This window comes from Klebsiella sp. 141251, assembly GCF_050600725.1.
GTDB classification, from domain to species: Bacteria; Pseudomonadota; Gammaproteobacteria; order Enterobacterales; family Enterobacteriaceae; genus Klebsiella; species Klebsiella aerogenes.
In genome coordinates this window covers 158973-180412 of sequence record NZ_JAQIRG010000009.1, presented here as the reverse complement: position 1 = coordinate 180412, position 21440 = coordinate 158973, and the positions used below count along the sequence as shown (strand labels likewise).

Annotated in this window: 20 protein-coding genes; 10 read left to right on the top strand and 10 right to left on the bottom strand. The window is 56.9% G+C overall.

The features are described from left to right. Positions 1-25: 25 nt before the first annotated feature. Positions 26-1222 (bottom strand): YjgN family protein, encoded by a 1197-nt coding sequence (locus PGR09_RS19930; RefSeq protein ID WP_430916450.1) that lies wholly within the window; start codon positions 1220-1222, stop codon positions 26-28. A gap of 184 nt (positions 1223-1406) precedes the next feature. Between PGR09_RS19930 and PGR09_RS19925 the strand changes: the two genes are divergently transcribed. Further along, a complete protein-coding gene (locus tag PGR09_RS19925) occupies positions 1407-1910 on the top strand; it encodes a GNAT family N-acetyltransferase (RefSeq protein ID WP_045394710.1) in 504 nt (167 codons plus the stop codon). A 246-nt stretch (positions 1911-2156) separates the two neighbouring features. Here the strand turns inward: PGR09_RS19925 and miaE are convergent, their stop codons facing one another. Both miaE and rraB read right to left on the bottom strand, forming a co-directional pair. Next, a complete protein-coding gene (miaE, locus tag PGR09_RS19920) occupies positions 2157-2921 on the bottom strand; it encodes a tRNA isopentenyl-2-thiomethyl-A-37 hydroxylase MiaE (protein ID WP_430916449.1) in 765 nt (254 codons plus the stop codon). Positions 2922-2992: 71 nt separating this feature from the next. Continuing rightward, positions 2993-3418 (bottom strand): ribonuclease E inhibitor RraB, encoded by a 426-nt coding sequence (gene rraB, locus PGR09_RS19915; RefSeq protein ID WP_015368550.1) that lies wholly within the window; start codon positions 3416-3418, stop codon positions 2993-2995. Positions 3419-3581: 163 nt separating this feature from the next. On the opposite strand from rraB, the gene argF reads away from it, so the two are divergent. Continuing rightward, positions 3582-4586, top strand: coding sequence for an ornithine carbamoyltransferase (argF, locus tag PGR09_RS19910; RefSeq protein WP_045378488.1), 1005 nt, complete (start codon positions 3582-3584; stop codon positions 4584-4586). Positions 4587-4642: 56 nt separating this feature from the next. Here the strand turns inward: argF and PGR09_RS19905 are convergent, their stop codons facing one another. Continuing rightward, positions 4643-5095 (bottom strand): YhcH/YjgK/YiaL family protein, encoded by a 453-nt coding sequence (locus tag PGR09_RS19905; RefSeq protein ID WP_320482891.1) that lies wholly within the window; start codon positions 5093-5095, stop codon positions 4643-4645. 164 nt (positions 5096-5259) lie between these two features. On the opposite strand from PGR09_RS19905, the gene PGR09_RS19900 reads away from it, so the two are divergent. The 4 genes from PGR09_RS19900 to ridA all read left to right on the top strand — a co-directional run bounded on the left by PGR09_RS19900 (position 5260) and on the right by ridA (position 7301). Next, the gene (locus PGR09_RS19900) at positions 5260-5394 is read left to right on the top strand and encodes a pyrBI operon leader peptide (RefSeq protein WP_072201274.1); all 135 of its coding nucleotides are present in this window, start codon (positions 5260-5262) and stop codon (positions 5392-5394) included. 36 nt (positions 5395-5430) lie between these two features. Further along, positions 5431-6366 (top strand): aspartate carbamoyltransferase, encoded by a 936-nt coding sequence (gene pyrB / locus PGR09_RS19895; protein ID WP_045394707.1) that lies wholly within the window; start codon positions 5431-5433, stop codon positions 6364-6366. A 13-nt stretch (positions 6367-6379) separates the two neighbouring features. After that, complete coding sequence (gene pyrI, locus PGR09_RS19890; protein WP_015368555.1) at positions 6380-6841, top strand: aspartate carbamoyltransferase regulatory subunit; 462 nt, start codon at positions 6380-6382, stop codon at positions 6839-6841. A 73-nt stretch (positions 6842-6914) separates the two neighbouring features. Then, a complete protein-coding gene (gene ridA, locus PGR09_RS19885) occupies positions 6915-7301 on the top strand; it encodes a 2-iminobutanoate/2-iminopropanoate deaminase (protein ID WP_020079786.1) in 387 nt (128 codons plus the stop codon). A gap of 57 nt (positions 7302-7358) precedes the next feature. Here ridA and PGR09_RS19880 read toward each other — a convergent pair whose 3' ends face one another. The 3 genes from PGR09_RS19880 to mgtL form a co-directional block, all read right to left on the bottom strand. Further along, positions 7359-9752: a beta-N-acetylhexosaminidase gene (locus tag PGR09_RS19880; protein ID WP_430916448.1), complete on the bottom strand. Its 2394-nt coding sequence runs from the start codon at positions 9750-9752 to the stop codon at positions 7359-7361. 158 nt (positions 9753-9910) lie between these two features. Continuing rightward, on the bottom strand, positions 9911-12619 hold the full coding sequence (gene mgtA, locus PGR09_RS19875) for a magnesium-translocating P-type ATPase (RefSeq protein ID WP_063415133.1): 2709 nt from the start codon (positions 12617-12619) through the stop codon (positions 9911-9913). Positions 12620-12765: 146 nt separating this feature from the next. Beyond that, positions 12766-12819, bottom strand: a complete 54-nt coding sequence (gene mgtL / locus PGR09_RS19870) for a mgtA regulatory leader peptide MgtL (protein WP_219340445.1) — start codon at positions 12817-12819, stop codon at positions 12766-12768. A gap of 181 nt (positions 12820-13000) precedes the next feature. Here mgtL and treR point away from each other — a divergent pair, with 181 nt between their 5' ends. The 3 genes from treR (at position 13001) to treC (ending at position 17204) form a co-directional block, all read left to right on the top strand. Beyond that, positions 13001-13948, top strand: a complete 948-nt coding sequence (gene treR / locus PGR09_RS19865; RefSeq protein ID WP_045394704.1) for a trehalose operon repressor TreR — start codon at positions 13001-13003, stop codon at positions 13946-13948. Positions 13949-14078: 130 nt separating this feature from the next. After that, on the top strand, positions 14079-15497 hold the full coding sequence (gene treB, locus PGR09_RS19860) for a PTS trehalose transporter subunit IIBC (protein WP_430916447.1): 1419 nt from the start codon (positions 14079-14081) through the stop codon (positions 15495-15497). 51 nt (positions 15498-15548) lie between these two features. Next, positions 15549-17204, top strand: a complete 1656-nt coding sequence (treC, locus tag PGR09_RS19855; RefSeq protein ID WP_430916446.1) for an alpha,alpha-phosphotrehalase — start codon at positions 15549-15551, stop codon at positions 17202-17204. Positions 17205-17260: 56 nt separating this feature from the next. On the opposite strand, the gene celB is transcribed toward treC, so the two are convergent. The 3 genes from celB to PGR09_RS19840 form a co-directional block, all read right to left on the bottom strand. Continuing rightward, a complete protein-coding gene (gene celB / locus PGR09_RS19850; RefSeq protein ID WP_348876736.1) occupies positions 17261-18613 on the bottom strand; it encodes a PTS cellobiose transporter subunit IIC in 1353 nt (450 codons plus the stop codon). Positions 18614-18638: 25 nt separating this feature from the next. Then, on the bottom strand, positions 18639-19946 hold the full coding sequence (locus tag PGR09_RS19845) for a 6-phospho-beta-glucosidase (RefSeq protein ID WP_047078413.1): 1308 nt from the start codon (positions 19944-19946) through the stop codon (positions 18639-18641). 90 nt (positions 19947-20036) lie between these two features. Beyond that, a complete protein-coding gene (locus tag PGR09_RS19840; protein WP_020079792.1) occupies positions 20037-20345 on the bottom strand; it encodes a PTS sugar transporter subunit IIB in 309 nt (102 codons plus the stop codon). A 261-nt stretch (positions 20346-20606) separates the two neighbouring features. Here PGR09_RS19840 and PGR09_RS19835 point away from each other — a divergent pair, with 261 nt between their 5' ends. After that, the gene (locus tag PGR09_RS19835) at positions 20607-21350 is read left to right on the top strand and encodes a MurR/RpiR family transcriptional regulator (RefSeq protein WP_045394700.1); all 744 of its coding nucleotides are present in this window, start codon (positions 20607-20609) and stop codon (positions 21348-21350) included. Positions 21351-21440 lie beyond the last annotated feature (90 nt).

Here is a 21440-nt window from a genome sequence, read left to right as displayed (position 1 = left end):
CGGAGCTTGCTCCGGCTTTTTTACATTATAAGAACGGCAGGTTAGGTAAAAAACCGCTGAACAATTTGCCAGGTACTGGCGGTTTATGGGCCTCATCTTGCTGCAGGTCGAGCGTTTCAACGTCACCCATTACCTCGGTGTTGGCGGCAATATAGCGCATCAAATTAATCTTTAACCAGGGGTACGCCAGACCCAATGTCAGCAGAGAAAGAAACGTCAGAGCCAATAAACGCGGGGCAAGACCAAAAAACGTCAGAGTAGAACGAAAATGAATGCTGTCGCCAAGCACCAAATTATTCCAAGCGTGATTACGTAAAGCTACCTGGATATACGTCATGGCTAACACGATGCCGATGGTGAGAAATAAATTTCCTCCTGCCACCGTTCCAAGATGCCGTAATGCCATAAACAGAACCGTATTTTCATTACACAAGCCGAACATACATCCTGTAATCATTTGCATGAATGCGGAAACGAAAAACCCGAAAAACAGTATAATAAATGGCAATAGAATTACCATTGCCCATAAAAAAGCCACGACGCAACGCTTAGTGCTAATATAAATATTAAATTTATTTTTGCCTAAGCTTGCGCCTTTGCCGATCAGTTCAAGCCAGTGGCTGTAAACCACCCCGCTGGCGACGGCCATCACACACAGCGCCAGTAAAACCAGCACAACGAAACCCACTAGCATGCCATTTATGCCATAGCCTAACCAGAGACGACTTCCAGGAATGGAGAGGATAACCACCATTAGCACGCCAATCAGCAATGGTAACCCAAGCATAATCCACCATGCGCGCAGCAGATTACATTTAAACCCGAAACGAATATTAGCGAATGAGGTCATATTCGCGTGGTAGCTTAACCCCTTCATTACCATGACTGGCAGCAGGATAAGATATGCTAACGTCACCCATTCTTCGCTGCCGTGAGAGAAAATGGCAAGCGCCAGACTGAGTAAAACCAGCACGATAAACATTAGCAGCCAGCTAAGTAAAATCGTGAAACCCTTCCCGTGGTAAGCAAAACGGTTACCGTTAACCTCCATATTTTCACAAAGGTAACGGCGACTACGTACCCATGCCCAGGGAATGAATATCCCTAAAGTAATTACTGACAGTATAATATTGACCAAACAAATAAAGAAATAGGGGCGAGCCCGTCCGTGAAAGACAAAATAATGACTAGCACGCGGCTTCTTCCCTAAAGTAATATCCATAACCCCGCCATCCTTGTACTTTAAATTATATATATAAATAATAAGTCAGAATAACCATCATTAAATATGCAGAATATATTATTTTGAAATTACTCGGCAATATATTTATGCACGCCTTGCGTCGGTTAAAGAATAATGGTATTAAAACAATGTATGGTTATTTAAGCTAAAATTGAGTGATTCTATGAATCTTGCTGCGCCACAGACCTTTACTTTACGCCGCATTACGGCGGCAGATAATGCCGCCATCGCCCAAGTTATCCGCCAGGTCTCCGCGGAATACGGCCTGACCGCCGATAAAGGCTATACGGTCGCTGATCCCAACCTGGATGAACTCTATGAACTTTATAGCCAACCGGGCTCCGCCTATTGGGTTGTGGAGCAAAATGGCGAAGTGGTTGGCGGCGGCGGCGTGGCGCCGCTCTCGTGTAGTGAGTCCGATATCTGTGAGCTGCAGAAAATGTACTTTATGACCGCGGCGCGCGGCAAAGGGCTGGCGAAAAAGCTGGCGCTGATGGCGATGGATCACGCCCGCGAGCAGGGTTTTAAACGCTGCTATCTGGAGACCACCGCTTTTTTGAAAGAGGCGATTGCCCTTTATGAACATCTCGGATTTGAACACATCGACGGGCCGCTGGGCTGCACCGGCCACGTCGATTGTGAAGTGCGGATGTTGAAAACGCTGTAACGCCTCGATAGCGCAGGCGTCCCCGGTAGCGCTACGCTTACCGGGGCTACAGTTCGGTAGCCCGGCTAAGCGTAGCGCTAGCCGGGGGATGTCCCGGGCTCGCGGTGCCATTTTTTGTCGGGTGGCGGCTAACGCCTTACCCGACCTACGGCCCGTACCATTACGAGCTAAAGCTCTCAACGCTATCTCTCCCCATGACTACTGAAACTGCCAGTATTAGTGGCTACCGGGTCCGAAAATCGCTGACTACGGCGCCGTCGGTACGCCGCTGTGAAAGCGGAACTCGGGCTCCGGGCGGAGAATCAATGCCGCTTCCGCCTCGCCAAGCTGGCGCACCCGCTCGCTGATATCTTCCCCCGCTATCTTCTGCGCCAGGTCCAGGTAATCCTGATAATGACGGGCCTCGGAGCGCAGCAACGACAGATAAAACTTCTGTAAATCATCATCCAGCCACGGCGCCAGCGCGGCAAAACGCTCGCAGGAGCGCGCTTCGATATAAGCGCCGCAAATCAGCTTATCGATCAGCATCACCGGCTCGTGCGATCGCACCTCCCGACGCATACCGCGGGCATAGTTGCTGGCGGTGATTTTGACGTAAGGGATATCCCGCGCCAGCATGATCTCACGCACCTGCCAGAAGTGATGCAGCTCCTCTTTGATCAACAGAATCATGCTGTCGAGCAACTGGTTACCCCACGGGTCGTTGGTTCGCGGCATAGCGCTTTTGTTGATCCGTTTATGCAGAGCGACAAAATCCGGCTCCGGCCCACGGCGATAGGTAAAGTCTTCGTACGGTTTCAGGCATTCCAGCAGCTCGTCGGCGCCGTCTTTATCGGCGACGTAGCGGCGTACCAGCAGCATGGCGTTTTGCGCCGCTTTCAGCTCGCATACCATATGGTCGGTCAGCAGCAGCGGCAGGTTTTCCGGTTTACGGGCTTCGTCAATCCACGCCTGCGGCGTAGGACAGTGAAGAAATGCTAAAATCGGGGAGAGTATTTGCGGGTAATCCATTGAAGCTCCAGGCTATACCCTAATCAGGACGGGTATATACGGCGGCAGACGCCGCCGTATCCGTTGACGACTTAGTGGCGTACGCCGTTGTCGTCTTCGTCAATTAAATCTTCGTCATCTTCGCCGTCATCGTCTTCGCCGTTCGGGTCTTCGTAGTAGGTACCCCAACCGTCATACTCAACGTTGAATTTTTCCGCCAGGTTCATCAGCTGTTCAACCTGGGCGTCGATCAGATCGGCGTTGAGCGCGCTTTCGCTCAGGATATCGCAGCAGATCACCACTTCGCCTTCTTCGACTTCCAGCTCTTCCGGCTCGGTGACTTCATAACCCATCTTGAAGGCCTCTACCGCCACTTTTTCCAACGTTTCGAAATCATCGGCAGAGAGATGATGCTCAATGGTATACAGCGCGTCCGGATCGCTGCCATCTTCCAGCAGCTCTTCGATAATCAGACGCGTTTCCTCACGCTGTTCTTCCAGTAGTTCCGGGTTTGCCATGGCTCGTTCCTCATAATGTGCGGCAGATACTCCTATTGTCACATACCGCCGTGATTGCCTCCACCTTCTGTGTAAAAGATTTCTAACTCGGGGTTGCAAATGAATATTCATACATATAAAGTGAATTTTAATTCAATAGTGGCGTTTGCCAGGTGAGGGAATTATGTCCGCGTTATATCAGAAGCATTTCTTGAGATTACTGGATTTTACTGCTGCAGAAATTACCGGCCTTGTCGACCTGGCCGCGCAATTAAAAGCCGATAAGAAAAACGGCATCGAGGCCCAGAAACTGAAGGGCAAAAACATCGCGCTCATCTTCGAAAAAGACTCAACCCGCACACGATGCTCTTTCGAAGTTGCCGCTTACGACCAGGGCGCCCGCGTGACCTATCTCGGTTCCAGCGGAAGCCAAATTGGCCACAAAGAATCCATGAAAGATACCGCCCGCGTGCTGGGCCGCATGTATGACGGTATTCAGTATCGCGGCTACGGCCAGGAGCTGGTGGAAACCCTGGCGGAGTATGCCGGCGTGCCGGTGTGGAACGGCCTGACTGATGAATTCCACCCGACGCAGCTCCTGGCCGACCTGCTGACCATGCAAGAGCACCTGCCGGGTAAGGCATTTAATGAAATGACGCTGGTCTACGCTGGCGACGCGCGTAACAACATGGGTAACTCGATGCTGGAAGCCGCCGCGCTGACCGGACTGGACCTGCGCCTGGTGGCGCCGAAAGCCTGCTGGCCGGATGAAGGTTTAGTAGCGGAATGCACTGCGCTGGCGAAAAAGCACGGCGGCAATATTACCCTGACGGAAGATATCGCAGCGGGCGTAAAAGGCGCCGATTTCATTTATACCGACGTGTGGGTATCGATGGGCGAGGCGAAAGAGAAATGGGCGGAGCGCATCGCCCTGCTGCGCGGCTATCAGGTGAATAAAGCCATGCTGCAATTGACCGGCAACCCGCAGGTGAAATTCCTGCATTGTCTGCCCGCGTTCCACGATGACCAGACCATTCTCGGCAAACAGATGGCGGCGGAGTATGGACTGCACGGCGGCATGGAAGTGACCGATGAAGTCTTTGAATCGCCGGCGAGCATCGTCTTCGATCAGGCGGAAAACCGTATGCACACCATCAAAGCGGTGATGGTGGCGACGCTTGGGAAATAGCCATTAACCACGGTAGATTCCCGGATAGCGCGCTACGCGTATCCGGGCTACCCGTTTTAAGCCATCAATACCTTCACCACCGCTTTACGCACCTTCGCCGGCGCCCCGACCGCACAGAGCGGTTTATGCACTTCGCCTGGATAAAACACCACAAAATCCCCCTCGTTAAGGATAACGGTTTTCTCCTGCGCTCCCTCGGCGAGGAAGGCGATGTCTTTGTCCGCCAGCCAGTCAGTCTGCGGCTCGCCTGCCGGTAAGGTGCTGAAAGTCATCCCTTCCTGACCACGCAGCACAATCTGGATATCCAGATAGCTGGCGTGATACTCGGCGCGACGTTCGGCCTGCGGTTCGGTGCTGTCTTCAGAAATCAGATAGAACAGATTGTTGCCGTCGATATCGTGCTTGCCGAGCGGCGTCGCCTCGTTGACGTGAGCCTTAACATGCTCAATCGCCTGACGCAGCGCGTCCGGCAGCCAGGATTGCAGATGATGAATATTGCCGATAAGCATAAGAACCCTCAAATATAAAACAGCTTTTCATTTTGGTTTTATACGCCGCTTACCACTGCCAGACCACATTTTTATCGCGGTTTTTTGCGCTGGAGCAGCCTTCGCAGGCAAACGTTTCCCTGATTGTGGATTAATCGCTTGATTGCTCATCAAAGCTGCGTATAATGCCAGCCGTTTTGCCGGGAGGAAATATGGTCAATTGCGTACGACATTGCTGTGTCTTACCGCGTCTGAAAGCAGGCGCTGGCCTGGCGTTTTTCTTTCCGTTGCTCAATGAATTCTCGAAGCCCCTTATTTAAGGGGCTTTTTTTTTGCTCAGGCGTCAGGAGATAAGCATGGCTAACCCGCTATATCAAAAACATATCATTTCCATAAACGATCTCAGCCGCGAAGACCTCGAACTGGTGCTGGCGACGGCCGCAAAGCTGAAAGCCAATCCGCAACCCGAGCTGCTGAAGCATAAGGTTATCGCCAGCTGTTTCTTTGAAGCCTCCACTCGTACTCGTCTCTCTTTTGAAACCTCCATGCACCGCCTCGGCGCCAGCGTGGTCGGCTTCTCCGACAGCAGCAACACCTCGCTCGGTAAGAAAGGCGAAACCCTGGCCGACACCATTTCGGTTATCAGCACCTACGTCGATGCTATCGTGATGCGCCATCCGCAAGAAGGCGCCGCGCGTCTGGCAACCGAATTCTCCGGCGGCGTGCCGATTCTCAACGCCGGCGACGGCGCCAATCAGCATCCGACACAAACCCTGCTCGACCTGTTCACCATTCAGGAAACTCAGGGCCGCCTTGAGAATCTTAATGTCGCGATGGTCGGCGACCTGAAATATGGCCGTACCGTACACTCGCTGACCCAGGCGCTGGCCAAATTCAACGGCAACCGCTTTTACTTCATCGCCCCGGACGCGCTGGCGATGCCGCAATATATTCTCGATATGCTGGATGAAAAAGGCATCGCCTGGAGCCTGCATAGCGCCATCGACGAAGTGATGGCAGAGGTCGATATTCTGTATATGACGCGCGTGCAGAAAGAGCGCCTTGACCCATCGGAATACGCCAACGTGAAGGCGCAGTTCATACTGCGCGCCGCGGATCTCGAAGGCGCGCGCGCCAACATGAAAGTGCTGCACCCGCTGCCGCGCGTTGATGAAATCACCACCGATGTCGATAAAACGCCGCACGCCTGGTACTTCCAGCAGGCCGGCAACGGCATCTTCGCCCGCCAGGCGTTACTGGCACTGGTATTGAATAGCGAGCTGGCACAGTAAGGGGGAATGAGAGATGACACACGACAATAAACTGCAGGTAGAAGCCATTAAGCGCGGCACCGTGATCGACCATATCCCGGCCCAGGTCGGCTTCAAACTGTTGACCTTGTTCAAGCTGACCGAAACCGACCAGCGCATCACCATCGGCCTGAACCTGCCATCCGGTGAGATGGGCCGTAAAGATTTGATTAAAATCGAGAACACCTTTCTGACCGATGAGCAGGTCAATCAGCTGGCGCTGTATGCGCCGGACGCAACGGTTAACCGTATTGATGATTACGAAGTAGTGGGCAAATCCCGCCCGAGCCTGCCGGAGCGCATCAACAGCGTGCTGGTCTGCCCGAACAGCAACTGCATCAGTCACGCTGAGCCGGTTTCGTCGAGTTTCGCAGTGAAAAAACGCGCCGATGACATTGCACTCAAATGCAAATACTGTGAAAAAGAGTTTTCCCATTATGTGGTGCTGGCCAACTAATTGCGGTTGGTATTAATACCGGCCCTCCCTATAATGGCTACGACCTAATTACTGCAGTTCATCTGGAGATATTATGAGCAAAACTATTGCGACGGAAAAGGCACCAGCAGCTATCGGCCCATATGTACAAGGTGTTGATCTGGGTAGCATGATCATCACTTCCGGCCAGATCCCAGTAGACCCGAAAACCGGCAGCGTGCCGGAAGATGTCGCCGCGCAGGCGCGTCAGTCCCTGGACAACGTAAAAGCTATCGTTGAAGCCGCTGGCCTGAAAGTGGGCGATATCGTGAAAACCACCGTTTTCGTGAAAGATCTGAACGATTTCGCCACCGTGAATGCCGCGTATGAAGCGTTCTTCACCGAGCATAACGCCACTTTCCCGGCGCGTTCCTGCGTAGAAGTCGCGCGTCTGCCTAAAGACGTGAAGATTGAGATTGAAGCTATCGCGATCCGTCGCTAAGCGCTTCTCTGCCCTCACCCCAGGCGCTTGCGTCATCCACGGGGTGAGGGAAATGCCCTATTTTATCTTCGTTGCCCGCAGCAGTTTCTCCAGCGGATAGACCGCCGCAATCACCAGCTCATCCTGGGTTTTCGCCGCCGTATCCAGTTGCGCCTGGATTGAGGCGTACTCTTTATCGTCCAGCGTTCCCTGCCGCGCCACCAGATCGGTCAAGCGCAGCCCGAGGCTCGCCAGCTTATCAACCTGCTGCACCACCGGTTTAATCGCCGCCAGCTGATAGTTATTGTCGGTCAGCGCCAGCGCATCGCCGCTGTTGTTCTGCCAGCGGGTAAAGACGTGGCGCAGCGCATCGGCGCTCTCAGTGTCTTCGGCATCGCTGATCAGCCGCTCCGCCCACTGGTTCAGGCTGCGTACGGTGTCGCTCTCCGCCGGTAACGCATCGGCCAGCCGGTTAAGCGGTTCAAATTGATGGTAATTGTTCGCCTGGAACTTGAGATGCTGACGGGTGTAGTAATGCGCCGGCTCCAGCGCCTCGGCGAGGATCTGCAACGCCAGCGTATGGCTGCTGTTCGCCAGCCGGGTGAACTGCTCCAACTGCTGAGCGTGCTGCTGCAGGCCGACGGAGACCGTTGACCAGCTGTCCATCGCCTGCAGGCGCTGATACATATTGTCGCTGTCTTTGACGTCCTCGGCCGACCACAGACGCTCCGCTACTGCAAAAGCGCGCGGCCACAGCTTGATATCGATGACCGGCGCGGCGACGTTCTCCGCCCACAGCGCCGCCTCACCGCCCAGCAGATTCTTCTGTTGCTGCGCGTCGGGCAGCGTCGGCTGAATGCCCTGCGGCACGGCATCCAGCCGCTTGCCGTCAATGGGATAACGGGTGTTGCCAAGCAGGAAGTAACCTGCGAGCTTGTCATCGTTAATGGTCAGCACCGGGCGGGTTTCGCCCATCCAGGTATCGACGCGGAACGTGACCTGATTGTCGCCGAGCCATTCAATCTCCTGCACGGCACGCCGTGATTTACCTTTAAAATCAATAAATCCCCGCCAGCCGCTATCGCCTTTTACCAGCGTAAAGCTGCCCTCAACCGCGCTGCCCTTCAGCCGCGGCATCGAAAAATGCCAGCTCTGGGCGCTGTCGCTATCGGTAATCGTATCCACGCCGTTAAGCCCCTGCGGGATAATTTCATTACGATAGTGATAGGCGGTGTACTGCGGCTGGTCGAGGTAAAAACCGGTGGAGAGAATACCGCGATAGCCGTGTTTGGCGACGTCGCCTAATGCGTCCTGCCCCTGCCATGACTGGATCAGAATGCTCTTCGGTAAATCAGGGTGGTAGATCTCATCCCAGCCGACCATCTGCCGGTGATGTTTCTCGAGCAGCTTCTCCAGGCGCCGGTTGAAGTACGCCTGTAGCGCGTGGCTGTCCGCCAGCCCCTTCTCTTTGAGGAATTTCTGAATGGCCGGATTGGCGCGCCACTGGCTGTCATCGACTTCATCACCGCCGATATGCAGATACGGATCGGGGAAGATAGCCGCCAGTTCGCTGACCATCGCCTCGGCAAACGCGTAGGTGGCCTCTTTTGTTGGGTCGAGTACCGGTTTCAGCACGCCCCAGTGGCGCTCCATCGCGTAAGGCCCCGGCGCGCTCATCAGTTCCGGATAAGCCACGGCGATCGCCGAGGCGTGGCCCGGCATATCGATTTCCGGCACCACGCGAATACCGCGTTCAGCCGCGTAACGCACAATGTCTTTCATCTGCGCCTGGGTATAAAACAGGCCGTCGCTGGCCTGCTGCTGCAGCTTCGGATAGCGGCTGGAGGCGAAACGCCAGCCCTGATCGTCGGTCAGATGCCAGTGCAGTACGTTAAGCTTCGCCGCCGCCATACCGTCAATCTGCCGTCTGATCGCCGACAGCGGCATAAAGTGACGGGCGGAATCCAGCAGCAGTCCACGCCACGGGAAGCGCGGCGCATCGTCAATGGCGACATAAGGAATGGTGGTGCCGTCAGGACCGTTTTGTACCAGCTGTAGCAGCGTTTCCATGCCGCGCAGCGCGCCAAAACGCGTATTGGCTTTCAGGGTCGCGCCTTCGGCGTTAACGGTTAGCTGATAGCTTTCGTCGCTATCAGGCTGCGGCAGGAAAGGCACTTTCTTATTGACGATCACGTTAATGGTTGGGCTTTTTGCCGGCGCCGTCTGCGGCTGGAGCGTCCAGCCGGTTTGCCGCGCAAGACGTTCACGCCAGCGAGTTGCCGCTTCGCCAAGATCGTCGCCGCTGACGTTGATCGTCAGCTGATTATTTAGCGCCAACGCCCCCTGCGCCTGCGGGCGCTCCACATGGGCGGGCCACGGCATCAGCGGCAGATCGCCCGCCGGGGCGGCAAGCGCCATGCTGCTCAGTAATATTCCGCTGGTCAGCAGACTGTAACGCACGGTGTTAATCATCAATGTTCCTTTTTATGACGGGCCAAAAAAAGCAAAACATTGGGTTAACATGCGCACAAAATTGCGTCAATACATGGCGTTGACGGGCTTCACAACTTGATGAGATTTAAGAGAAATACCGGTAAGCCCCTCTGCCCTACGGCAAAGGGGCGAAACCTCTACTGCCAGCCGTAACGACGGCTGTAGAAGCCTTTAACGGTCTGGGTCAACACCATGTAACCCGCCAGAATCGCCACCAGCCATGGGAAATAGCTGAGCGGCAGCGCCTGCAGCTGCAGGTAGCCCGCCAGCGGCGAGAACGGCAGCGCGATACCCACCGCCATCACCAGCAGCGTCATCGCGAACAGCGGCCACGCGGCGCGGCTCTGGACGAACGGAATGCGGCGGGTACGGATCATATGCACAATCAGCGTCTGCGACAGCAGCCCTTCAATAAACCAGCCGGACTGGAACAGGGTCTGCATCTCGACGCTGTTGGCGTGGAACACCCACCACATCAGGCTGAAGGTGAGGATATCGAAAATCGAGCTGATCGGCCCGAAGAAGACCATAAAACGCCCGAGATCGGCCGGGTTCCAGCGCTGCGGTTTACGGATCTGCTCATCATCGACGTTATCAAACGGAATCGCCACCTGGGAGACATCGTACAGCAGGTTCTGAATCAACAGGTGCAGCGGCAGCATCGGCAGGAACGGCAGGAAGGCGCTGGCCACCAGCACGCTGAAGACGTTGCCGAAGTTGGAGCTGGCGGTCATTTTGATGTACTTGAGCATGTTGGCGAAGGTGCGGCGGCCTTCGATAACCCCCTCTTCCAGTACCATCAGGCTTTTTTCCAGCAGAATGATATCCGCCGCCTCGCGGGCGATATCTACCGCGCCGTCAACGGAAATGCCAATATCCGCCGCGCGTAGCGCCGGGGCGTCGTTAATACCGTCACCCATAAAACCCACCACGTGACCTTCGCGTTTCAGCAGCGTCACGATGCGCTCTTTATGCAGCGGCGCCAGGCGCGCGAACAGCGTGGTGCGTTTCGCCAGCGCCGCCAGTTCGTCGTCGCTCATGGCTTCAATCTGGCTGCCAATCACCACTTCGCCCGCATCCAGACCCACTTCATGACACACTTTCGCCGCCACCAGTTCGCTGTCGCCGGTGAGGATTTTCACCGTAATGCCGCTGGCCTTCAGCGCTTTCAGCGCCGGGGCGGTAGTCTCTTTCGGCGGATCGAGGAAGGCGATGTAGCCTTCGAGGATCAGGTCGGACTCATCCGCACGTTGATAGTCGCCTTCCCGCGCCGGCAGGTATTTGGTCGCCACCGCCACCACTCGCAGCCCCTGACGGTTCAGGGTATCGGTCACCCGGCGAATACGGCGCAGCATGGTGTCGTCCAGTGGTACGATTTCGCCGTTGTAGCGCACCTGGGTCGAGACGTTGAGGATCTCCTGCAGCGCCCCTTTACAGATCAGCTGATGCGCGTCGTCCTGCTCTTTCACCACCACCGACATGCGGCGACGTTCAAAATCAAACGGGATCTCATCCACCTTCTGCCAGCGCTCCGCGAGACCGCGAGCGGCATCCAGCTCCACGCCTTCCAGCACCGCGGTGTCGAGCAGGTTTTTAAGCCCCGTCTGGTAATGGCTATTGAGCCAGGCGGTGTGCAGGACTCTCTCGCTGGATTTACCGGAAACATCGGTGTGGTTCTCCAGCACGATTTTGTCCTGGGTCAGGGTGCCGGTTTTATCGGTGCAGAGGATATCCATCGCGCCAAAGTTTTGAATGGCGTCGAGGTGTTTGACGATAACCTTTTGTTTTGACAGCTTCACCGCCCCGCGCGCCAGCGTCGAGGTGACGATCATCGGCAGCATCTCCGGCGTCAGGCCGACCGCCACCGACAGCGCGAACAGCGCCGCTTCCCACCAGTCGCCTTTGGTGTAGCCGTTGATCAACAGCACCACCGGCGCCATCACCAGCATAAAGCGGATCAGCAGCATGCTGACCCGGCTGATGCCTTTTTGAAAGGCGTTCGGCTCGCTTTCCTGCTCGCTGACGCGCCCGGCAAGCTGGCCGAACCAGGTGTTGCCGCCGGTGGCGTAGACGATGGCCTGCGCCGAGCCGCTCACCACGTTGGTCCCCATAAAGCACAGGGTGTCACATTCCAGCGGATTGGTTTGTAGCGGATCGCGGGTGCGCGCGACTTTTTCAACCGGCAGCGATTCGCCGGTCAGCGAGGCCTGAGCGACAAACAGGTCGCGCGCCACAATGATGCGCAGGTCCGCCGGGATCATATCTCCCGCCGACAGCCTGACGATATCGCCCGGCACCAGTTGGTCGATAGGCAGTTCGAGCCAGCGGCTCTCGCCCTGCTCGTTGATAACCCGCAGCACCGTGGCGGTATTGCTGACCATCGCCTTCAGCGCATCCGCCGCTTTGGTCGAGCGCGCTTCCTGGATGAAGTTAAGCAGCGTCGAGATGCCGACCATCAGCGCGATAACGCCCGCGGCGAACAAATCTTCAGTGGAATAGGAGACGATGCCGAGCACCGTCAACAGCAGGTTGAACGGGTTGCGATAGCAGGTCCACAGATGAACCCACCACGGCGACGGCTTCTGCGCCGGGATTTGGTTATCGCCGTGCAGGGCGATTTTCGCCGCCACTTCGACGTCGTTCAGCCCTTCAGGGTGGCTGTCGAACGCGCGCCAGATTTCATGCTCATCCATGGCCGCCACGTCCAGACAGCGCTTGCCGAGTGAATCCGGGATCGGCGCGCTGGCCAGGTTACGGGCGTCGGGCAGCGGATCGCGCTGGATCAAACGATGGGGTAAATGACGGCTAAGCTGCGCGAACAGCTGCCGGGTAAAATTTTTCAGCATAAACAGTCCCTCCGCGCTCGCGCGAGCGAACGCAGCGTTGCCAACAGGCGTGGCAAAGCCTTACCTGTCAGGCATTATTTTTATAGGGCAGGGACATCGTGGACGTCACTGCTTTACGCTTTCCGGTAAAGCAGTGCTAAACAGGCTTACCGGAAAGAAAGGTTGCTCCATCGAGGATGAGGAGTGGGATCGGGGTCCATAAAATTCTCCGGTAAGTAACTCAAGACGGCGCGGAGTATACCGCGACCAGGAAACTATTTGTGGCTATTATGGCTATCATACCGTCCGGCAACTAAACCGGACCTCAACCAGTCTTTGCTCATTGAGGATTCGTTGAGTAGCATTAGACTCACTCAAATCGGACGACGGCGAGAACCTCGTATGCAAAACCGGCTAACAATCAAAGATATCGCGCGTTTAAGCGGCGTCGGAAAATCGACGGTGTCGCGCGTGCTGAATAACGAAAGCGGCGTCAGCGAGCGCACCCGCGAACGGGTGGAAGCGGTGATGCAGCAGCACGGTTTCTCCCCTTCCCGCTCCGCCCGCGCCATGCGTGGTCAGAGCGATAAGGTAGTGGCGATTATCGTCACCCGTCTGGATTCGCTGTCGGAAAATTTAGCGGTGCAGACCATGCTGCCCGCCTTTTATCAGCAGGGCTACGATCCGATCATGATGGAGAGCCAGTTTTCTCCGGCGCTGGTGGAAGAACATCTGGGCATGCTCGCCCGTCGCAATATCGACGGCGTGGTACTGTTCGGCTTTACCGGTATTCGCGAGGAGATGCTCGCGCCGTGGCGCGAAACGCTGGTGCTGCTGGCGCGCGACGCTCCCGGTTTCGCTTCGGTGTGTTATGACGATCATGGCGCGATCAAGTTACTGATGCAGCGTCTCTATGAACGCGGACACCGGCATATAAGCTTCCTCGGCGTGCCGCACAGCGACGTTACCACCGGGGAACGCCGTCATCAGGCGTATCTCGATTTCTGCGCGCAAAAGAAGCTCACGCCGACCGCTGCCCTGCCGGGACTGGCGATGAAGCAGGGTTATGAAAGCGTCGCCAGCGTACTGACGCCCGAGACCCGCGCGCTGGTCTGCGCCACCGATACTCTCGCTCTCGGCGCCAGTAAATATCTACAGGAACAGCGTATCGACACGCTACAACTCGCCAGCGTCGGCAGCACGCCGCTGATGAAGTTTCTGCATCCGGAGATCCTCACCGTCGATCCCGGCTACGCCGAAGCCGGACGCCAGGCGGCGCAGCAGCTGATCGACCAGATCGCCGGCCACGCAGAACCCCGCCAAATCGTCATTCCCGCTGCCCTGAATTAATCTCGTTCGGGCGATTTATGTGATCTTCGCCGAGTTTCGGGAACGTTCCCATTTTGCATTCCCAACGGAACGGTTAGGATGCATGCAAGGTAAAAACGGCATCTCTCCCCTCTGTTTTTGAGGCTTCATCATGAGCAAAGTAAACCAGCAGGACATCGATAAACTGATCGAACTGGTGGGCGGGCGCGGCAACATTGCTACCGTCAGCCACTGTATTACCCGTTTGCGCTTTGTGCTGAACGATCCGGCCATCGCCAAACCGAAAGATATTGAGCAGTTGCGCATGGTGAAGGGATGCTTCACTAACGCCGGGCAGTTCCAGGTGGTCATCGGCACCGAAGTCGGCGATTACTATAAGGCGCTGCTGGCCACCACCGGCCAGGCGTCCGCCGACAAAGAGCAGGCCAAACAGGCCGCGCGGCAAAACATGAAGTGGCACGAACGGTTGATCTCGCACTTTGCCGAGATCTTTTTCCCGCTCCTGCCGGCGCTGATCAGCGGCGGTCTGATCCTCGGTTTCCGTAACGTCATCGGCGATCTGCCGATGAGCAACGGCCAGACGCTGGCGCAAATGCACCCGTCGTTGAAAACGATTTATGACTTCTTGTGGCTGATTGGCGAGGCTATCTTCTTCTATCTGCCGGTGGGGATCTGCTGGTCAGCGGTGAAGAAAATGGGCGGCACGCCGATCCTCGGGATCGTACTTGGCGTCACGCTGGTCTCTCCGCAGTTGATGAACGCTTACCTGCTCGGCCAGCAGGTGCCGGAAGTGTGGAACTTCGGCCTGTTTACCATTGCGAAAGTCGGCTATCAGGCGCAGGTGATCCCGGCTCTGCTGGCGGGGCTGGCGCTGGGCTTTATCGAAACGCGCCTCAAGCGTGTCGTGCCTGACTACCTCTATCTGGTGGTGGTGCCGGTGTGCTCGTTGATTCTGGCGGTGTTCCTCGCTCACGCTTTTATCGGCCCGTTTGGTCGTCTGATTGGCGACGGCGTGGCCTTCGCGGTACGCCACTTGTTAACCGGCAGCTTCGCGCCGATCGGCGCCGCGCTGTTCGGCTTCCTCTATGCGCCGCTGGTGATAACCGGCGTACATCAGACCACCCTCGCTATCGATATGCAGATGATTCAAAGCATGGGCGGCACGCCGGTATGGCCGCTGATTGCGCTGTCGAATATTGCTCAGGCGTCGGCGGTGGTCGGCATTATTATTGCCAGCCGTAAACAGAATGAACGCGAAATCTCGGTACCCGCGGCGATCTCCGCCTATCTCGGGGTCACCGAACCGGCGATGTACGGCATCAACCTGAAGTACCGCTTCCCGATGCTGTGCGCGATGGTCGGATCCGGCCTTGCGGGCCTGCTCTGCGGCCTGAACGGCGTGCTGGCGAATGGCATCGGCGTCGGCGGCCTGCCGGGCATCCTGTCGATTCAGCCAAGCTACTGGCAGGTCTACGCCACGGCGATGGCCATCGCCGTGGTAGTGCCGATTATCCTCACCACCGTGGTTTATCAACGCAAGTACCGTCAGGGCACCTTGCAGATTATCTAACGTCTTCTTTCGGGGCGCCGCTTGCGCCCCCTATATTCGCAGGAACGTAATATGAATACCCTTCCCCGCTGGTGGCAAAACGGCGTTATTTATCAAATCTACCCGAAGAGTTTTCAGGACACCACCGGCAGCGGTACCGGCGATTTACGCGGCGTCACCGCCCGTCTCGACTACTTGAAAAAGCTCGGCGTCGACGCTATCTGGCTGACGCCGTTCTACGTCTCGCCGCAGGTGGATAACGGCTATGACGTGGCGAACTACACCGCTATCGATCCCTCATACGGCACGCTGGAAGATTTCGACCAACTGGTCGCCGGAGCGAAAGCGCGCGGTATCCGCATCGTGCTGGATATGGTGTTTAACCATACCTCGACGGAACACAAATGGTTCCGCCAGTCGTTAAATAAGGCGAGCCCGTATCGCCAGTTCTATATCTGGCGCGACGGCGAGCCGGGAACATTGCCGAATAACTGGCGTTCGAAATTCGGCGGTAACGCCTGGCAGTGGCATGCGGAAAGCGAACAGTATTATTTGCATCTTTTCGCCACCGAGCAGGCGGATCTCAACTGGGAAAACCCGGCGGTACGCGCCGAGCTGAAAAAAGTCTGCGAGTTCTGGGCCGATCGCGGCGTTGATGGCCTGCGCCTTGATGTCATCAATCTTATCTCCAAGGATCAGAACTTCCCGTCCGATACCGTTGGCGATGGACGTCGCTTCTACACCGATGGCCCGCGGGTTCACGAGTTCCTGCGGGAAATGAGCCGCGATGTCTTTACCCCTCGTGGCCTGATGACCGTCGGCGAAATGTCTTCCACTTCGCTTGAGCACTGCCAGCAATACGCCGCGCTGGACGGACGCGAACTGTCGATGACGTTTAATTTTCATCACTTAAAAGTCGATTATCCCGGCGGCGAAAAATGGACCCTCGCCCGTCCGGACTACGTGGCGCTGAAAGCGCTATTCCGCCACTGGCAGCAAGGGATGCATAACCGGGCATGGAATGCGCTGTTCTGGTGTAACCACGATCAGCCGCGCATCGTGTCGCGCTTCGGCGACGAGGGCGAGTACCGGGTGCCGGCGGCGAAGATGCTGGCGATGGTACTGCACGGCATGCAGGGCACGCCCTATATCTATCAGGGCGAAGAGATTGGCATGACCAACCCGCATTTCAGCAACATTAGCGATTATCGCGACGTGGAAAGCCATAATATGTTTATCGAGCGCGCGGCGCAGGGGCAAAGCCCGGATGAACTGCTGGCGATTCTGGCCAGCAAATCGCGCGACAATAGCCGCACACCGATGCCGTGGCACGACGGCGAGAACGGTGGCTTCAGCGATGGAGAACCCTGGATCGCGTTGGGTGATAACTATCGCGAGATTAACGTCGGGGCGGCGCTGGCGGATCCGGAATCGGTGTTTTACACCTATCAGCAGCTGATCGCGCTGCGAAAAACCACGCCGGTGCTGACCTGGGGGGATTATCAGGATCTGCTGCCGGACCATCCGTCGCTGTGGTGTTATCGCCGCCAGTGGCAGGGGCAGACGCTGGTGGTGGCCGCCAACCTGAGCCGTGAGTTCCAGCCGTGGCAGCCGCCGGAGATGTCCGGCGACTGGCGGGCGCTGATTGGCAACTATGCGGAAACGGCCAACCGTCCGGCGGCAATGACGCTGCGGCCGTTCGAAGCGGTATGGTGGGTGCAGGCGTAAAGCTTTTCCCCGGTGGCGCTACGCTCACCGGGGCTACCGGTTCGTGGCACTGGAGATTACGCGCGGTCAGCGTCTGGAAGGATAACACTCTCCTGCGGCTGCGCTGAGGCATGCTCCTCTTTGGCCTTCAGCCGATCCCAGGCGCGGAAGAACGGATAGTAGATCACCAGCGAAATAGTTAAATTCACTACCTGCAGTACGGTGCCGGAAATATGGCCGCCGGTCGCCAGATAGCCGCTGATGAAAATCGGCGTGGTGAACGGCAGCGCGATTCCGGCCGGCGGTGCCACCAGCCCGGTCGCCATCGCGGTATAGGACACGATCACCAGCAGCACCGGCGTTAAAATAAACGGCAGGAAGAAGTAGGGGTTCATCACCAGCGGGATGCCAAACACCATCGGCTCGCTGATGTTAAACAACGCTCCCGGCGCGGCAATTTTCCCCAGCTGTTTCATCTGCTGACTACGGCTGCGCAGCAACATAAAAATCACCAGCCCCAGCAGCGCGCCGGTGCCGCCGGGCGCAATCCACAGGTCGTAAAATTGCTGGGTAATAATATGCGGGATCGGCTGGCCGTTCTGAAAGGCCGTCAGGTTCTCTGACATATTCGACAGCCACACCGGCTGGATAAATACCAGCACAATCGCGTCGCCGTGCAGGCCCAGCGTCCACAAAATACCGATCACAATCACCGAAATAATCATCCCCGGCAGCGTACCGCCGACGTGATGCATCGGAATACCGATCAGGGTGGCGATCATGCTGTTGATGTCGCCGAACGGCGAGGCCTCAACCGCCAGGCGCAGCGCCAGCACCACCGCCAGTACGCAAAAACCAGGGATCAGCGCGAGGAATGATTTCGCCACTGCCGGCGGCACGCCGTCCGGCATGCGGATAACGAGATTGCGACTGGCGACCAAACGATAAATCTCCGTCGACAGCAGCGAAATGACAATAGCGACAAACAACCCCTGGCTGCCGACCATGCTCACCGGGATCACTCCTTTAATCACCTCCGCCGCGCCGTGTACCGGGGTAAACAGGGTGTTTTGCGGGATAGTCATCACAAAGGCCACCAGCGACATCGCCCCGGCGCTCAGCGGGTCGATAGTGCGGTACTTCTCCGCCAGCCGATAGGCGATGCCGAAGCTGGAAATCAGCGCCATAATGTCGTAGGTCGCTTTCACCGGGTACAGCATTTTATCGCGCCAGACCTCGCCAAACAGGCCGCTCATCATGTCGGCATAACCGGGGATCGGCAGGTAGGCGAAAATCAGGAAAAACGAGCCAATCAGCATAAACGGCATATTAAGAATGATGCCATCGCGTACCGACAGGACGTGCTTTTGCCCGGCGATTTTCAGCGCCGCCGGCATGACGTAACGTTCAATCCAGCTTGTATTCGACATGGTGTGCTCCCGAGGGAAATAGCGGTCAGTTAAATTGCGTCAGCCATTGACGGTTTATCGTTAACACTTCATCCAGCAGCGCCTGGGCATCGGTGACGTTACCGACCAGCGGGTTAGCCACCAGCGCCAGCAGCGCGCTCTCGCGGCAGCCGTGTACCGCGGCTTCAATCGTCAGCCGTTCAAAGGCTTTCACCTGCTGCGTCAGGCCGTTCATCGCCGGCGGCAGCGGGCCGAATGCCAGCGGCCGCGCCCCTTGCGCATCAATAATGCTGTTGGTTTCCACCACCGCATCATCATCCAGGCCGTGAATCGCGCCGTTGTTGCGGGTGTTTACCACCATCTCCGCGCCCAGGTTGTTGTGAATCGCATTGATAAGCTCAACGGCCACTTCCGAGTAGTAAGCGCCGCCGCGAAAGCTCAGCTGCTCTGGTTTTTCTTCCAGCTGCGGGTCGGCGTACAGCGCAAACAGCTCCTGCTCGACCTTCATCACCTGCTCGGCGCGGGTGCCTTTGGTTTTCGCTGCGGCGATCTCTTCCGCCAGCATCGCCGGCGTCAGCCAGAAATAACGATGATAAGGGCACGGAATCGCCTTCAGCGCGCGGAGGAATTCCGCCGGCCACGGCAGTTCTTTAATGTTGTTCATCGACAGCGCCTTACCGTCGCAGAGCATATCGATCACTTTACCGGTGACATCCTCGCGCCCCTGTAGCACCTTATGCACCCAAACCATATGGTTGAGCCCGGCAAAGCGCAGTTTCACTTCGGACTCCTGCGCGCCCAACATGCCGACGATCATGTGCTGCATGTTGATCGGTACGTTGCACAGGCCGATGATCTTCGCCTTGCTGTAGCGGCTGACCGCCTCGGTGACGATCCCCGCCGGGTTGGTAAAGTTAAGAATGAACGCTTCCGGCGCCAGCTGTTCCACTTTGCGCGCAACATCGAGGATCACCGGGATCGTCCGCAGCGCCTTGGCGAACCCGCCGACGCCGGTGGTCTCCTGGCCCAATAGATGATATTTGAGACCCAGCCGTTCATCGGCGGCGCGCGCCGCCAGTTGCCCGACGCGTAGCTGCGTCAGCACAAAGCTGGCGCCGCGGATCGCCTCATCGAGCGTAAAGTGGACGCTGACCGCCACCTGCTCCAGCCCTTTATGTTTCAACATCCGCCGGGTCAGCGCGGCAATGATCTCAACCTTTTCCCTGCCGGATTCGACATCCACCAGCGCCAGCTCGGTGACCGGAAGCTGCTCATAACGAACGATAATCCCTTCAATAAGCTCCGGCGTATAGCTGCTGCCGCCGCCGATAACGGCGATTTTCAGTGCTTGCATAGTGACCTCTATTCGCATTTTTCGGCATGCAGATCGCCGCGCGCGATCGCAGGACCGCACGTGAGGGTGATAAAAAACGGGATTAGAAAATTAGCGTTCGAGCAGGGCCAGTGCTTTATCCAGCACCGCGGCGCCGCGCATCATGCCGTAGTCGGCCATATCGATCACCGCTACCGCTTTGCCCTGCGGCGCCGCCAGCGCGGTTAGCCGTCCGGCTTCGTATTTGACCTGCGGCCCGAGCAGGATGACATCGGCGTTCGGCAGTTCACGTTCAAATTCCGCCACCGCCACCGCGTAGATTTCCAGCGCCAGCGCGCGCTGCTGGGCTTCCGCTTTCATTTTATTTACCAGCATGCTGGTCGACATGCCTGCGGCACAACAGAGTACGATTCGTGGCATTGCGCTTCCCCTTTGCGTGTTTATCGCTTCAGCCTTCACGACCTGTGCGACTATATTGTTAATATTGTGTGATAGTGAAGGCTATATGAAAATAATTTTCACCGATGTGATCGAGGCTCAATTTTTGCGCATTATTTCCTCATGTCATTGCCAAACATCGACGCCAGATATAGGAAATCGCCTGCGCAGATGCTATAAAAACGGCTATTCACTACGTGAAAAATATTTTCAATTCCGGGTACTGCCAAAGGGAACATCAGGATGGATATCGTAGGTCAGCTACAGGAAGGATTGATCCGCTTTAGCGCTCAGGAGTCGCGCGTCGCCGCCTTTATTCTGGAAAATCTTAGCTTTACCGCCAGCGCCTCCATTGACGAACTGGCCGCCAGCGCGGGGGTCAGCCCGGCCACCATCACCCGCTTCGCCCGTTCAGTGGGCTGTGATGATATTCGTGATTTACGTAAACAGCTGGCGCAGGCCAGTGAACGGCGCGCCAGCTGGCTCACGCCGGATAGCGCCGCCCTGCCCGTCGCCTGGCGCGACAAACTTAGCAGCCTCGGCGATACGCTAACCCGCCAGCTCGGGCACACCGCCGAAGCGGCGGTGGAAAAGTGCAAATCGCGCCTGCTGAGCGCTCGCGCGGTGCATTGCTTCGCCCTCGGCGCCCAGGACGTGGCGCTGGCGGCGCTGCTGCAGCACCAGCTGCTGCCATCCGGCATCGCGATTAATCTCTGTCAGGAGGCGGCGCTGATGCGAATGACCGCCAGTACCCTCAACGACGATCATCTACTGCTGGTGCTGGCCACCGCCGAAGCCAGTACGGTATTACAGAGCGCGACGCTGCAGGCGCGTACGCAGGGAGTGACGATTATCGCACTGACCCCGGAACAGCATGCGCTGGCCGATATGGCCAGCGCCGTGCTTCCGCTGCCCGCCAACCCGCAACATGCCCGCTACGCCCTGCTACTGCTGGTCGATCTGCTTAACGATACATTGATAGCCTAAATGTTTTGCCCGTTCCTTTAGCGTTCGGGCCCAATTTTTGCTTATATTTTAAGCGCCTAAATTTACATTTACGCCAGCGCCCATCATCCG